14 protein-coding genes are annotated in these 12627 nt (G+C 73.4%); 9 read left to right on the top strand and 5 right to left on the bottom strand.

What is annotated here, in order from left to right; translation table 11 throughout:
* Positions 1–133: 133 nt before the first annotated feature.
* Positions 134–1336, top strand: coding sequence for a radical SAM family heme chaperone HemW (gene hemW / locus AB0J52_RS11250; protein ID WP_500181452.1), 1203 nt, complete (start codon positions 134–136; stop codon positions 1334–1336).
* A gap of 92 nt (positions 1337–1428) precedes the next feature.
* Here the strand turns inward: hemW and AB0J52_RS11255 are convergent, their stop codons facing one another.
* The gene (locus AB0J52_RS11255) at positions 1429–2055 is read right to left on the bottom strand and encodes a DUF4870 domain-containing protein (RefSeq protein ID WP_500181453.1); all 627 of its coding nucleotides are present in this window, start codon (positions 2053–2055) and stop codon (positions 1429–1431) included.
* A gap of 177 nt (positions 2056–2232) precedes the next feature.
* Complete coding sequence (locus AB0J52_RS11260) at positions 2233–3054, bottom strand: DUF3097 domain-containing protein (protein ID WP_500181454.1); 822 nt, start codon at positions 3052–3054, stop codon at positions 2233–2235.
* Between the two features lie 162 nt (positions 3055–3216).
* Here AB0J52_RS11260 and hrcA point away from each other — a divergent pair, with 162 nt between their 5' ends.
* From hrcA to AB0J52_RS11275, 3 genes are all read left to right on the top strand, one after another.
* Positions 3217–4230, top strand: a complete 1014-nt coding sequence (gene hrcA / locus AB0J52_RS11265; RefSeq protein ID WP_500181455.1) for a heat-inducible transcriptional repressor HrcA — start codon at positions 3217–3219, stop codon at positions 4228–4230.
* On the top strand, positions 4231–5367 hold the full coding sequence (gene dnaJ, locus AB0J52_RS11270) for a molecular chaperone DnaJ (protein ID WP_500181456.1): 1137 nt from the start codon (positions 4231–4233) through the stop codon (positions 5365–5367).
* A 139-nt stretch (positions 5368–5506) separates the two neighbouring features.
* The gene (locus AB0J52_RS11275; RefSeq protein WP_500181457.1) at positions 5507–6238 is read left to right on the top strand and encodes a 16S rRNA (uracil(1498)-N(3))-methyltransferase; all 732 of its coding nucleotides are present in this window, start codon (positions 5507–5509) and stop codon (positions 6236–6238) included.
* A gap of 101 nt (positions 6239–6339) precedes the next feature.
* Here AB0J52_RS11275 and AB0J52_RS11280 read toward each other — a convergent pair whose 3' ends face one another.
* Positions 6340–7023 (bottom strand): hypothetical protein, encoded by a 684-nt coding sequence (locus AB0J52_RS11280; RefSeq protein ID WP_500181458.1) that lies wholly within the window; start codon positions 7021–7023, stop codon positions 6340–6342.
* Complete coding sequence (locus AB0J52_RS11285) at positions 7020–7607, bottom strand: SigE family RNA polymerase sigma factor (protein ID WP_301323450.1); 588 nt, start codon at positions 7605–7607, stop codon at positions 7020–7022. The genes AB0J52_RS11280 and AB0J52_RS11285 overlap by 4 nt, the downstream gene beginning before the upstream one ends.
* Before the next feature lie 371 nt (positions 7608–7978).
* Here AB0J52_RS11285 and AB0J52_RS11290 point away from each other — a divergent pair, with 371 nt between their 5' ends.
* From AB0J52_RS11290 to AB0J52_RS11310, 5 genes are all read left to right on the top strand, one after another.
* Positions 7979–8335 carry a histidine triad nucleotide-binding protein gene (locus tag AB0J52_RS11290; protein WP_500181459.1) on the top strand — a complete coding sequence of 119 codons (357 nt, stop codon included), beginning with the start codon at positions 7979–7981 and terminating at the stop codon, positions 8333–8335.
* Between the two features lie 222 nt (positions 8336–8557).
* Positions 8558–9619: a PhoH family protein gene (locus AB0J52_RS11295; RefSeq protein WP_500181460.1), complete on the top strand. Its 1062-nt coding sequence runs from the start codon at positions 8558–8560 to the stop codon at positions 9617–9619.
* Positions 9620–9624: 5 nt separating this feature from the next.
* A complete protein-coding gene (gene ybeY / locus AB0J52_RS11300) occupies positions 9625–10104 on the top strand; it encodes an rRNA maturation RNase YbeY (RefSeq protein WP_500181461.1) in 480 nt (159 codons plus the stop codon).
* Positions 10101–11381: a hemolysin family protein gene (locus tag AB0J52_RS11305; RefSeq protein WP_500181462.1), complete on the top strand. Its 1281-nt coding sequence runs from the start codon at positions 10101–10103 to the stop codon at positions 11379–11381. The genes ybeY and AB0J52_RS11305 overlap by 4 nt, the downstream gene beginning before the upstream one ends.
* Before the next feature lie 120 nt (positions 11382–11501).
* Positions 11502–12311 carry a hypothetical protein gene (locus AB0J52_RS11310; protein ID WP_500181463.1) on the top strand — a complete coding sequence of 270 codons (810 nt, stop codon included), beginning with the start codon at positions 11502–11504 and terminating at the stop codon, positions 12309–12311.
* Positions 12312–12494: 183 nt separating this feature from the next.
* Here AB0J52_RS11310 and AB0J52_RS11315 read toward each other — a convergent pair whose 3' ends face one another.
* Positions 12495–12623, bottom strand: a complete 129-nt coding sequence (locus tag AB0J52_RS11315) for a cytidine deaminase-like protein (protein WP_500181464.1) — start codon at positions 12621–12623, stop codon at positions 12495–12497.
* Positions 12624–12627: the final 4 nt, after the last annotated feature.

Below are 12627 nucleotides of genomic sequence, written 5' to 3' on the forward strand. Positions count from 1 at the left end.
CCCCCGGCCGCGCTGACGGCAGGGACGCCCCGTGCCAGAGGGCCCGTGCCGGACGCCTCGTGGCGGACGGCCCGTGCCGGACGGCCCGTGCCGGACGGCCCGAGCAGGGCGGCGGGCCGGGCAGACTTGAGGGGTGCCCTCGACCCTTCCCGACGGAGATCCCGTCCCCGCCGACGGGACGCTGCCAGGCAGCGCCCTCGCGGGGCTCGGCGAGCGCCCGTTCGCGTTCTACGTCCATGTGCCGTTCTGCGTGACGCGCTGCGGCTACTGCGACTTCAACACCTACACGGCCACCGAGCTCGGCCCCGGCGCGAGCCGCGACTCCTACGCGGAGACGGCGGTCGCCGAGGTCCGGATGGCCCGCCGGGTGCTCGGCGACGCGGACCTGCCCGTCGAGACGGTCTTCGTCGGCGGCGGCACGCCGACCCTGCTCTCCCCGGACGACCTCGGCCGCGTCCTGGAGGCGGTCGACAAGGAGTTCGGGCTCGCCCCGGGCGCGGAGGTCACGACCGAGGCCAATCCCGAGTCGGTGGACGAGGCGTACCTCACACGCCTGCGCGAGGTCGGCTTCACCCGCGTCTCGTACGGCATGCAGAGCGCCCGCGAGCACGTCCTGAAGGTGCTGGACCGCACGCACACGCCCGGCCGCGTCCCGCAGGTCGTCGAGTGGACGCGCGCCGCCGGGTTCGAGCACGTCAACCTGGACCTGATCTACGGGACGCCGGGGGAGAGCGACGACGACTGGCGGGCGTCCCTGGAGGCGGCGCTGGCGTGCGAACCCGACCACGTCTCCGCGTACGCGCTGATCGTCGAGGACGGCACCCGGCTCGCCGCGCAGGTCAGGCGGGGCGAGCTGGCCGCCCCGGACGACGACGCGATGGCCGACCGGTACCTGATGGCCGAGGAGATGCTGTCCGCGCGGGGCCTGCGCTGGTACGAGATCTCCAACTGGGCCCGGGACGCCGGGGCCGCCTGCCGCCACAACCTCCTGTACTGGACGGGCGCGGACTGGTGGGGCGTCGGCCCCGGCGCGCACAGCCACGTCGGCGGGACGCGCTGGTGGAACGTCAAGCACCCGGCCGCCTATGCGTCGCGCCTCGCCGAGGGCGTCACGCCCGCGCACGCGCGGGAGATCCTCACCGACGAGGACCGGCACGTCGAGCGGATCATGCTGGAGCTGCGCCTCGCGGACGGCTGTCCGGTCGATCTGCTGGACGCCGAGGCCGTGCGGAGCCTCGTCGCGGGCGGCCTGCTGGAGCCGGTCCGTGACGGGCGCGCGGTGCTGACCCTGCGCGGCCGCCTCCTCGCGGACGCCGTCGTCCGCGACCTCACCTGACCCGGCCTGGACCTCCTGGTGTCCGCGCACCCGGTGCAGGACACACCGAGCTCCGCCCGGCAGGGCCGGGCGGAGCTCCCCGATCGCGGGTGTCAGCGCACCATCGGCCAGGCGAGGAACGCCGGGATCGCGTACCAGTCGCCCGCCTCGGCCCGCGACGTCGCGATGATCACGAACACGAACTGGGCGACCCAGAAGGCCAGCGCCAGCGGGATCGCGAGCACCGCGCCGAGGCCCAGGGTGGCGACCGACAGCAGCACCGCGACCAGCCCGACGAGCATGCTCGTGAGCTGGACGTTCAGTGCCTGCGCCGCGTGGTAGCGGACGAACGGGGACCGGTTCCTGTAGACGAGGTGGAAGACGAACGGCGCGATCCAGGTGGCCAGGCAGAGCAGCCCCAGCGTGAACGCCGAGAGCACGGCCGCCGCGGACATCCCGATCAGGCCGCTCAGCTCGACCCACCCGGCCTTGTCGCGCTCCCAGGGTGTGACGGGCGGCGGCAGCGGCATTCCGAGCTCCGCCTGCGCCCCGTCGGACTCCGGGACGAACGCCTGCCGCTCGCGGCCGAGCGGTGGCAGGTCGCGCGTTTCGTGGTCGCGTGCCCCGTGGGTCCGCACCACGCGGACCTGCTGGGCGTGCACGAACACTTCCTGGGCGCGTGCGGGACGGACGAGGACGCGCTGTCCTCCCCGCGTGAGTGTTCTGCCGCGGTCGGTCATCTCCTGGCCCCCTCTGGCGCGAGAACACGGACACGTCCTACAACCGGTAACTGACCGATTGCTATCCGGTATTCCGCGACAGCGGGAATAAATGCGACGTTTAGGTAAAAAAGCGAACTTTTCTCCAGCGCGTTTCCGCCCGCGCCGCAAGGGAAGCAGACGCCATTCAGGTAGCCGTCACGAAGGCGCGGTCACGAAGTCGATGAGCTCCTCGACGCGGCCCAGCAGCTCCGGCTCCAGGTCGGCGTAGCTGCCGACCCGGCCCAGGATGCGCTTCCAGGCCTCCCCGGTCTCCATCCGCCAGCCGAGGGCCTCCAGCACGCCCTCCTTCCACGGAATGCCGCGCGGGACGCGGGGCCAGGCGCGGATGCCGACCGCCGACGGCTTGACCGCCTCCCAGATGTCGATGAACGGATGCCCGGTGACCAGGACATAGGGGGACGAGACCTGGGCGGCGATCCGGCTCTCCTTGGAGCCCTCCACCAGGTGGTCGACCAGGACGCCCAGCCGCCGGCCCTCCTGCGGGCCGAACTCCTCGACGATCGCGGGCAGGTCGTCCACGCCCTCCAGGAATTCCACGGCCACGCCCTCCACGCGCAGGTCGTGGCCCCAGATCTTCTCGACCAGCTCGGCGTCGTGGGCGCCCTCGACGTAGATCCGCGACTCCTTGGCCACCTGGGCGCGCAGCCCCCGCACCGCGATCGACCCGGACGCCGAGCGCACCGGGCCCGCGGGCGCGGACGGCCCCGGCCGGACCAGCGTCACCGGCTTCCCGTCGATCAGGAACCCCGCCTTGGCCAGCGGGAAGAGCCGCCGCCTGCCGTGCCGGTCCTCCAGCGTCACCCCGAACTTGTCGCAGCCGACGACCGCGCCGCAGAACCCGCTCGCGGGGTCCTCGGCGACCAGGCCGGGCTCGGCCGGGACGTCCGGGATCGTGCCCTTCAGGGGCCGCCGCCAGTCGCCCGCCAGAACGTCGTCACCGTAGTCCTTGCTCTGCACGGGGCACGACAATAACGACTCCCGAACGGTTCGGGAGCGGCCCCCGCCGGACGGTCCGCGCCGCGAAACCATGCTCCGGGCGGATCCGGGTTGTCCCACCAGGGTCGTACACTTGGCACTCGTAACTATGGAGTGCCAGTACGGGGGCAGGGAGGTGACGACGTGCTCGACGACCGGAAACTCGCGGTCCTGCGCGCCATAGTCGAGGACTATGTCTCCACCAACGAGCCGGTCGGCTCCAAGGCCTTGGTGGACCGGCACAACCTCGGCGTGTCGCCCGCGACCATCCGCAACGACATGGCCGTCCTGGAGGAGCAGGGCTACATCCAGCAGCCCCACACCAGCGCCGGCCGCATCCCCACCGACAAGGGCTACCGGCTGTTCGTCGACCGGCTGTCCACGATCAAGCCGCTCTCCAAGGCGGAGCGGCGGGCCATCGAGACGTTCCTGTCCGGGGCCTACGACCTGGACGACGTGGTCGGCCGCACCGTCCGGCTGCTCGCCCAGCTCACCCGGCAGGTCGCCGTGGTGCAGTACCCGTCGCTGACCCGCTCGTCGGTGCGGCACCTGGAACTGGTGCCGGTCGCGACCGGGCGCGTGCTGCTCGTCCTGATCACCAACACCGGACGGGTCGAGCAGCGGCTGATCGAGACCTCCGTCGAGCTGTCGGAGGAGTCGGTCGGGCACCTGCGGGCGCTGCTCAACACGTGCCTGTCCGGGCTGGCGTTCGGCGACGTCCCGGGCGCGGTCTCCGATCTGCCCGACAAGGTCTCCCCCGAGGAGCGGCCCGCCGCCGCGGCGGTGCTGTCGGTCCTGCTGGAGACGCTCGTCGAGAAGCACGAGGAGAAGGTCGTGTTCGCCGGCGCCGCCAACCTCGCGGCCGTCGACTTCTCGCGCACCTTCCGGGACGTCCTGGAGGCGCTGGAAGAGCAGGTCGTGCTGATGCGGCTGCTCGGCGAGTCCGCGGACTCCTCTACTGTTACGGTTCGGATCGGCACGGAGAACCCCGACGAGGGGCTCCGTTCGACCTCCGTGGTCGCCGCCGGGTACGGCGTCGGCGACCTCACTCTGGCCCGCCTCGGTGTACTCGGGCCGACTCGAATGGACTATCCCGGCACGATGGGAGCGGTACGGGCAGTGGCACGCTACGTCGGACAGATCCTGGCGGGGTCGTAGGTGGCCAACGACTACTACGGGACCCTCGGCGTCCGCCGCGACGCCGGGCCGGACGAGATCAAGAAGGCGTACCGGAGGCTCGCGCGCGAGCTGCACCCCGACGTCAACCCGGATCCCGAGACCCAGGAGAAGTTCAAGGAGATCACCCAGGCCTACGAGGTGCTCTCCGACCCCAAGAAGCGCGAGATGTACGACCTCGGGGCCGACCCGTTCGCCCCCGGCGGCGGCGCGGGCCCGGGGGCCGGCGGCTTCGGCGCGGGCTTCCCGTTCAGCGACATCATGGACGCCTTCTTCGGCACCGCGTCCGCGCGCGGCCCGCGCTCGCGGGCCCGCCGGGGCCGCAACGCCACGCTCCGGGTCGAGCTCGACCTGAACGAGACGGCGTTCGGCACCACCCGCGAGCTGTCGATCGACACGGCCGTGGTCTGCGACACCTGCCACGGCGAGGGCTCCGCGCCCGGCTCCCACCCCGAGACCTGCGACATGTGCCAGGGCCGGGGCGAGGTGCAGCAGGTGCAGCGGTCCTTCCTCGGCCAGGTCATGACGTCCCGGCCGTGCCCGCAGTGCGGCGGCTTCGGCTCCATGATCCGCAACCCGTGCCCGGAGTGCTCCGGCGACGGCCGGGTCCGCACCCGGCGCACGGTCAAGGTCAAGATCCCGGCGGGCGTGGAGAACGGCATCCACATCCAGCTCGCGGGCGAGGGCGAGGTCGGCCCCGGCGGCGGCCCGCCCGGCGACCTGTTCCTGGAGATCGTCGAGAAGCCGCACCCGATCTTCGAGCGGGAGGGCGACGACCTGCACTGCACGGTCGGCATCCCGATGACCGCCGCCGCGCTCGGCACCAGCGTCACCGTCGAGACGCTGGACGGCGCGGAGGAGATCGACATCAAGCCGGGCACGCAGTCCGGCGAGGTGATCCGCCTGTACGGGCGCGGCGTCCGGCACCTGAACGAGTCGGGCCGCGGCGACCTGCACATCCACGTCAACGTCGAGACCCCGACGAAGCTGGACGAGGAGCAGGAGGCCCTGCTGCGCAACCTCGCCGCGATGCGGGGCGAGGAGCGTCCGCCCGGCAAGTTCGCACCCGGGCAGCGCGGCGTCTTCTCGCGCCTGCGGGACGTCTTCAACCAGCACTGATGACGCGGCACTGCGAAGCGGCGGCGGCGTCCGGCCCCCGGGTCGGCACGCCGTCCGGTCGGGCGGCCCGCGCGCCGCTCGCCGCCTGGCGGGAGCCCGCCCTGGCGAGCCGGGGCGCCCGTGAGACGGGTGGCGGCCGGTGAGCGTCCCGGTGTTCCTCGCCGAGCCCGGCCGGCTGGAGGGCGACCGCGTCCTGCTCGACGGTCCGGAGGGCCGGCACGCGGCCGCCGTTCGGCGGCTGCGGGCCGGTGAGCGCGTCGACCTGACCGACGGCGCCGGCCTGGTGGCCGAGTGCGTCGTGGCCGCCGCGGACAAGGCGTCCCTGAGCCTGGACGTCCTGTCCCGGCGGCGGGTCCCCGTCCCGGTCCCGCGCCTGGTGGTCGTCCAGGCGTTGCCCAAGGGCGACCGGGGCGAGCTGGCCGTCGAGACCATGACCGAGGTCGGCGTGGACGAGATCGTCCCCTGGTCCGCCGCGCGCTGCGTCACGCAGTGGAAGCCCGAGCGCCGCGAGAAGGCGCTGGGCCGCTGGCGCGCCACCGCGCGCGAGGCCGCCAAGCAGGCGCGCCGCGCCCATTTCCCTCTCGTGTCGGACCTGGCGTCCACGGCGGACGTCGAGAAGCGGATCGCCGCCGCGTCCGCCGCCGTCCTGCTGCACGAGGAGGCCGCCGAGCCGCTCACCGGGCTCCGGCCTCCGGCGGACGGCGAGATCGTCATCGTGGTCGGCCCCGAGGGCGGTCTCACTGAGGACGAGGTGGAGCGACTCAGCGCCGCCGGCGGGCGTCCGGCGCTGCTGGGCCCGACCGTCCTGCGCACTTCCACGGCCGGCGTCGCCGCCGCGTCCGTCCTGCTGGCCGCCACCGGCCGCTGGTGAACCCGCCCGGCCGTTCCTGGGCCGCCGGTCCGCTCAGCCGTTCTTGAAGCCGGTCGGCTGATGCGCTCGGCCGTCCGGCCGCGTCCGGCCTTTCCGGTGGCTCAGGGGCTGGCGACAGGGGCCTCGGGGACGTGCGTCTCGGGCGTGGTGGTCGGCACCGGGGTCCCGGTCTCGGTCGGCTGGACCGGCGGGGTGCTGGGCGCCGAGGGCGTGGGCGAACCGCTCGGCGACGGGGTGGGCGTCGGGCACAGCGGGACGCCGGACTTCCCGGGCACCGGGTGCTTGCCGGACCCGTGCGAGGGCGGCACCGGAGCCGTCCCCGAGGCCGGCGGGCAGGTCGGCGACACCGTCGACGACACCGGCCCGTCGCTGTTCGGCGGATGCGGCGTCCCCGACGTCTCGTGCCCCGGCGGGGAGGTGCTCTGCGCCGGCGTGGACGAGTCGACCGCGCCGGGCCCCGGCTCGCTCGGCGTGCCGTGGTGGCCCTTGGAGAACGGCCCGTCGTTGCCCATCGGCGACTGGATCAGGTCGAACGTCTCGGGCGCCGAGACGCCCAGCCCGGCGATCGCCACGGCCGCGCCGACCGCGAGGACGGGACGGGTCCAGTTGGCGGTGAACCACTCCCAGCCGAACCGGCTGGGAAACCGCCGCCGCTCCCGCTCGCGCTCGGCGGCGCGGGCGCGGATGCGCTCCAGGCCGTCCGGCGCGGGGATGACCCGCTCCGCCTCCGCGTGCAGGGCGCGGCGCAGGAGCTCGCCGTGCTCGTCGTGGGGGCCCGTGGTCATGAGAACTGCTCCAGAACGTTGCGCAACGCGGCCATCCCGCGCGCCGTGTGGCTCTTCACGGCGCCCTTCGAGATGCCCATCGTCGCGGCGATCTCCGCTTCGGACAAATCGGCGTAGTAGCGCAGCACCAGGGCCTCCCGCTGCCGCGCGGGCAGCCGGTGCAGCGCGTCCACCACCGCCGAGCGCTCCAGCTCGCCGATGGCCCCCGCCTCCGCGCTGGGGGCGTCGGGCAGCCCCTTCGGGGCGTACTTCTCCACCACCGCGCGGTGCCGGAGCACCGAGCGCGACCGGTTGACCACCGCCTGCCGCAGGTATGACAGGGCCTTGTCCGGGTCGCGGAGCCGGCGCCAGCCGCCGTGCATCGCGACGAACGCGTCCTGGACGACCTCCTCGGCGGTCCCGGCGTCCCGGACGAGCATGGCGGCGAGCCGGACCAGCGAGCGGTAGTTGGCGCTGTAGAGCGCGGTCACCGCCTGGTCGGCGTCCCAGGCGACGGCGACTGCCCCCGCCGTTCCCCTGGCCACGAGGGTCTCGGTCACGTCTGTGGGACGCGCACCCTCGTCGTCCGGTTTACGAAAGGGCATCTTCTGCTGTGCCTCGGTCACCTATCCGCCGCCTTTTGCCGTCCCCCGCCCCCCATTCGGGCGGTCGCGGGGGCGGACCGTGACATGGCGCACCCGACCGGTCGAGGCGCGGCTCGGAGGCACCGGGCCGGGGGGAGCGCCTGACATGGAACCCTAGTCCAGAGGCACGCCGGAATGCGCCGTTCCACCGAAGGTTCCACCATGGGTCGATCAAGGACCTTACCCGCTGCGGGTGGCATTGGTCACGGTCTCTGTCGGCTTCGCAGGTCGGAGCGGGAAAAGTCGTCCGGCCCGTCGCGCCGGGGCGGCGCGGGCCGCCGGGAGACCCGTCTCGCTAGGATGCGGACGCGGGTTCACGAGACGGAGGACGCATGGAAGCGAGCACGGCCGACTGCCTGTTCTGCAAGATCGTCGCCAGGGAGGTCCCGGCGACGGTCGTCCGGGAGACCGGGACGGCGCTGGCCTTCCGCGACATCAACCCGCAGGCCCCGACGCACGTGCTGGTGATCCCGAAGGAGCACCACCCGACCGCGGCCGAGCTCGCCGCGTCCTCCCCGGCCCTGCTGGCGGACGTGGTGACCCTCGCGGCCGAGGTGGCCGCCGAGGAGGGCATCGACGGCACCGGGTACCGGATGGTGCTGAACACCGGCCCGCACGCCGGCCAGACGGTCTTCCACGTCCACGCGCACCTGCTCGGCGGGCGCGGCCTGGAGTGGCCCCCCGGCTAGACCGCCGCCGGACGGGCCTGGATGGGCTCCGGGTGCGGCTTCCGGGAAGGCCGCGCGGCCGCGGGAGAAGGCCCGTTCGCCCTGCCCCGTGGGGGCTGACGCCAAATGGAGAAGCCGTGCCGTGCGGCGGTCGGTACCATGGAGGCGTGGCCGCCGCAACGACGGCCACGTGATATCCGTGGCGACGAGAAGGCAGGTCCGAGAGGCCGCGAGGCCCGGCTGATGGTCGAATCAACACACCAGGGACGCGCTGGCGCCGCGCAGAACGGCGCGCGCTCCCAGATCCGCATCGTGGTGCCGGACGACCACTCCATGGTGAGCCTGCTGGGCTCCCGGGACGAGTTGCTCCACGTGATCGAGAGGGCGTTCCGCAGCGACATCCACGTCCGCGGCAACGAGATCACCGTCACCGGCGCCCCCACCGAGACCGAACTGGTCTCCCGCCTGTTCGCCGAGCTGATCGACCTGCTGAACGGCGGCGCGCAGCTCACCCCCGACGCGGTGGAGCGCAGCCTGGCCATGCTCCGGGCCGGCTCCGCCGAGCGCCCGGCCGACGTGCTGACCCTGGACGTGCTGTCCAGCCGCGGCCGCACGATCCGGCCGAAGACGCTGAACCAGAAGCGCTACGTCGACGCGATCGACAAGCACACGGTCGTGTTCGGCATCGGCCCGGCGGGCACCGGCAAGACCTACCTGGCCATGGCCAAGGCGGTCAAGGCGCTGCAGGACAAGAAGGTCAACCGCATCATCCTCACCCGCCCGGCCGTCGAGGCCGGCGAGCGGCTCGGCTTCCTCCCCGGCACCCTCTACGAGAAGATCGACCCCTACCTGCGTCCGCTGTACGACGCCCTGCACGACATGGTGGACCCCGACTCGATCCCGCGCCTGATGGCCGCGGGCACCATCGAGGTCGCCCCCCTGGCGTACATGCGCGGCCGCACGCTGAACGACTCGTTCATCATCCTGGACGAGGCGCAGAACACCTCGCCCGAGCAGATGAAGATGTTCCTGACCCGGCTCGGGTTCGGCTCGAAGGTCGTGGTGACCGGCGACGTCACGCAGGTCGACCTGCCGAACGGGCAGGAGAGCGGCCTGCGGATCGTCCAGTCGATCCTGGAGGGCATCGACGACATCCACTTCTGCCGGCTGAACAGCCACGACGTCGTCCGGCACAAGCTGGTGACCGACATCGTGGACGCCTACAGCCGGTTCGACGAGTCGCGGGTGGCGGAGCTGAAGCAGGGGGCGGCGCGCGGGGGCGCGTCGCGCAAGCGGGGACGGTAGGGCGAGTGAGCATCGAGGTACTGAACGAGTCCGGCGTGCCCGTGGACGAGCGCGGCATCGCCGACCTCGCCCGGCACGTGCTGGACGGCATGCGGGTGCATCCGCTGGCGGAGCTGTCGGTCCTGCTCGTGGACGAGGAGGCGATGGCCGAGCTGCACGTCCAGTGGATGGACGAGCCCGGCCCGACCGACGTGCTGTCGTTCCCGATGGACGAGCTGCGGCCCGGCTCGATGGACGGCGGCGCGGGCGACGACGGCGAGCTCGACCCGGGTCTGCTCGGCGACGTCGTGCTGTGCCCGGCGGTGGCCGAGCGCCAGGCCAAGCAGGCCGGGCACTCGACCGAGGCCGAACTGGAACTGCTGACCACGCACGGCATCCTGCACCTGCTGGGGTACGACCACGCCGAGCCCGAGGAGCACAAGGAGATGTTCGGGCTCCAGGACGAGCTGCTCGGGTCCTGGCGGGAGAAGAACTCCGCGCGATGACGGCCGGACAGGGGTGGCTGCTGGGGCTGGCGGCCGCGCTGGTGATCGTGGCGGGGCTGCTGGCCGGGACGGAGGCGGCGCTCGCGCGCGTCTCCCGGCACCGGGTCGGCGAGCTGGTCGCGGCGGGCCGCCGGGGCGCGGCGAAGCTGGCCGAGATCGTGGCCGATCCGGCGCCGTACGTGAACCTGGTGCTGCTGCTGCGGATCGGCTGCGAGCTGGTCGCGACCGTGATCGTGGCGGACCTGTGCGTGTCCTGGCTGGGCGAGACGTGGCAGGCGTACGTCACCGCCGCGGTCGCGATGATCCTGGTGAGCTTCGTGGTGGTCGGCGTCGGCCCGCGCACCCTCGGGCTGCAGCACGCCGACCGGTTCGCGCTGGCGGGCGCGACGGTGATCCCGCCGGTGGCGCGGGTGTTCGGGCCGCTGCCGCGGCTGCTGATCCTGCTGGGCAACGCGCTGACGCCCGGCAAGGGGTTCCGCGAGGGCCCGTTCGCGACCGAGGCGGAGCTGCGCGACCTGGTGGACCTCGCCGAGCAGCGCAGCCTGATCGAGCCGGACGAGCGGCAGATGATCCACTCGGTGTTCGAGCTGGGCGACACGCTCGTCCGCGAGGTGATGGTGCCGCGCACCGACATGGTGTTCATCGAGCGCGACAAGTCGCTGCGGCAGGCGATGTCGCTGGCGCTGCGGTCGGGGTTCTCCCGCATCCCGGTGGTGGGGGAGAACGAGGACGACGTCGTCGGGATCGCCTACCTGAAGGACATCGTCCGCGCCACGCACGAGACTCCCGCGCGCGGTGAGGCCTCGGTGGAGTCGGTGATGCGCACCGCGACGTACGTGCCCGACTCCAAGCCGGTGGACGAGCTGCTGCGCGAGATGCAGGCGCGCCGGATCCACGTCGCGATCGTGATCGACGAGTACGGCGGCACCGCCGGGCTGGTCACCATCGAGGACATCCTGGAGGAGATCGTCGGCGAGATCACCGACGAGTACGACGTGGAGATCCCCCCGGTGGACCGGCTGGACGACGACACCGCGCGGGTCGTCGCGCGGCTGCCCGTCGAGGACCTGGCCGAGCTGTTCGATGTCGAGATCGACGTGGACGACGTCGACACGGTCGGGGGCCTCCTGGCGTACGCGCTGGGCCGCGTCCCGATCGAGGGCGCGACGGCGACGGTCGCGGGGCTGCGGCTCAGGGCCGAGTCGCTGGCGGGCCGCCGCAACCGGATCGGCACCGTCCTGGTGCACCGCGAGAAGACCGAGTCGCACGACGCCTGACCTGGGATTTCGGCGTCCCTGTCGCGCTGCGGTCACGCTGGGTTAAACCTCGTCGCCGGGCGGGCATGATCGTGCCCGTCACGTCGGCCGACGGCCGGCGGCTCGGGGGCGGAGGGACGGATGGCGTGCTCGGTGGGGCCGCGCGCGGTCGGTGCGGCGGCCGTCGCGGCGGTCGTCTCGGCGGCGGGCGTGTCGCTGTCGGGCTGCGGGACGGAGCGGGGGGCCGCGGCTCCCGCCGTGGCTGAGGCGAAGGCCCCGGCCGCGCTGCTGACGGCGGCGACGCTGCGGCGGGGTGACGTCCCGAGGGACTTCCTGCCCGCCGAGGACCAGGAGGTCTTCCAGGGGCTGCGGCCGTCCGACCCGGACTGCGCGCGGCTGCTGAGCATGGTGGACGACGCGAGCGCGCGCTCGTCGTCATCGGACCCGGACGTCCCGCAGTCCCATGTGGCGTACTACCGGGCGGACCCGGCGGCGACCCTGGTCGAGCACGTGCTGCGGCTGCCGCGCAGGAAGGCGGCGGGGCGCATGGACGAGGTGCGGCGGGCGGTCGCGGCGTGCCCGGTCATCGACCTCGGCCCGTCCCGCGGCGGCTGGAACGGGCGCCGTTTCGACGGGCGGGGGCTGCGGCGGACCCGCCTGACGCATCCGGCGCGGGTGAGGGACGTGGTCGCCGTCCGGTACAGCCATCCGGGCGGCGGACGCCGGTACGGGCTCGACGCCGTCTTCGCGCGGGCCGGGAGGGACTTCCTGGCGCTCGCCGCGCTCGGCGAGTTCGGTGAGCGCGGCGAGGAGCGGCTGCGGCGGGCGGAGGCGCGGGTGCTGCGCAGGCTCGCGGACGCGCACGACCAGGCGCGGGTCGTCCTGACGCCGACCAGACCGGACGACCCGTCCACGCACGAGGACAGCCGCACCCCGACACCCCGCCCCTGACGGAGACGCCGCGAGCAAGGCGGCCGCGCCGCGAGCGTGATGACACCGCGGGCGTGACGACACCGCGACCACGGGGGCCACGCCGCGGGCCTGATGACACCGCGAGCGTGATGACGCCACGGGCATGAGGATGCCCCTGGGGTGATGACACGGCGCAGGTGCGGAGACGCCGCGCCGGGCGGGTCAGAGGGTCGTGACGAGGGTGCCGTCGGGGGCGGCGACGAAGACGGGGGCCTTCGCGCCGAGTTCCCGGACGGCCGCGACGTCGGCGTCGGACGCGGTGCCGGCGGTGACGAGCGCGGCGGCCTCCAGGTCC

The organism is Spirillospora sp. NPDC049652 (assembly GCF_040675125.1).
Taxonomy (GTDB): Bacteria; Actinomycetota; Actinomycetes; order Streptosporangiales; family Streptosporangiaceae; genus Spirillospora.

Excerpts from the sequence above, each read along its gene's own strand:
- AB0J52_RS11295 (WP_500181460.1), top strand. The coding sequence starts at position 8,558 with ATGGTCGAATCAACACACCAGGGACGCGCTGGCGCCGCGCAGAACGGC.
- AB0J52_RS11255 (WP_500181453.1), bottom strand. The coding sequence starts at position 2,055 with ATGACCGACCGCGGCAGAACACTCACGCGGGGAGGACAGCGCGTCCTC.
- AB0J52_RS11285 (WP_301323450.1), bottom strand. The coding sequence starts at position 7,607 with ATGCCCTTTCGTAAACCGGACGACGAGGGTGCGCGTCCCACAGACGTG.
- AB0J52_RS11280 (WP_500181458.1), bottom strand. The coding sequence starts at position 7,023 with ATGACCACGGGCCCCCACGACGAGCACGGCGAGCTCCTGCGCCGCGCC.
- AB0J52_RS11310 (WP_500181463.1), top strand. The coding sequence starts at position 11,502 with ATGGCGTGCTCGGTGGGGCCGCGCGCGGTCGGTGCGGCGGCCGTCGCG.
- AB0J52_RS11305 (WP_500181462.1), top strand. The coding sequence starts at position 10,101 with ATGACGGCCGGACAGGGGTGGCTGCTGGGGCTGGCGGCCGCGCTGGTG.
- AB0J52_RS11290 (WP_500181459.1), top strand. The coding sequence starts at position 7,979 with ATGGAAGCGAGCACGGCCGACTGCCTGTTCTGCAAGATCGTCGCCAGG.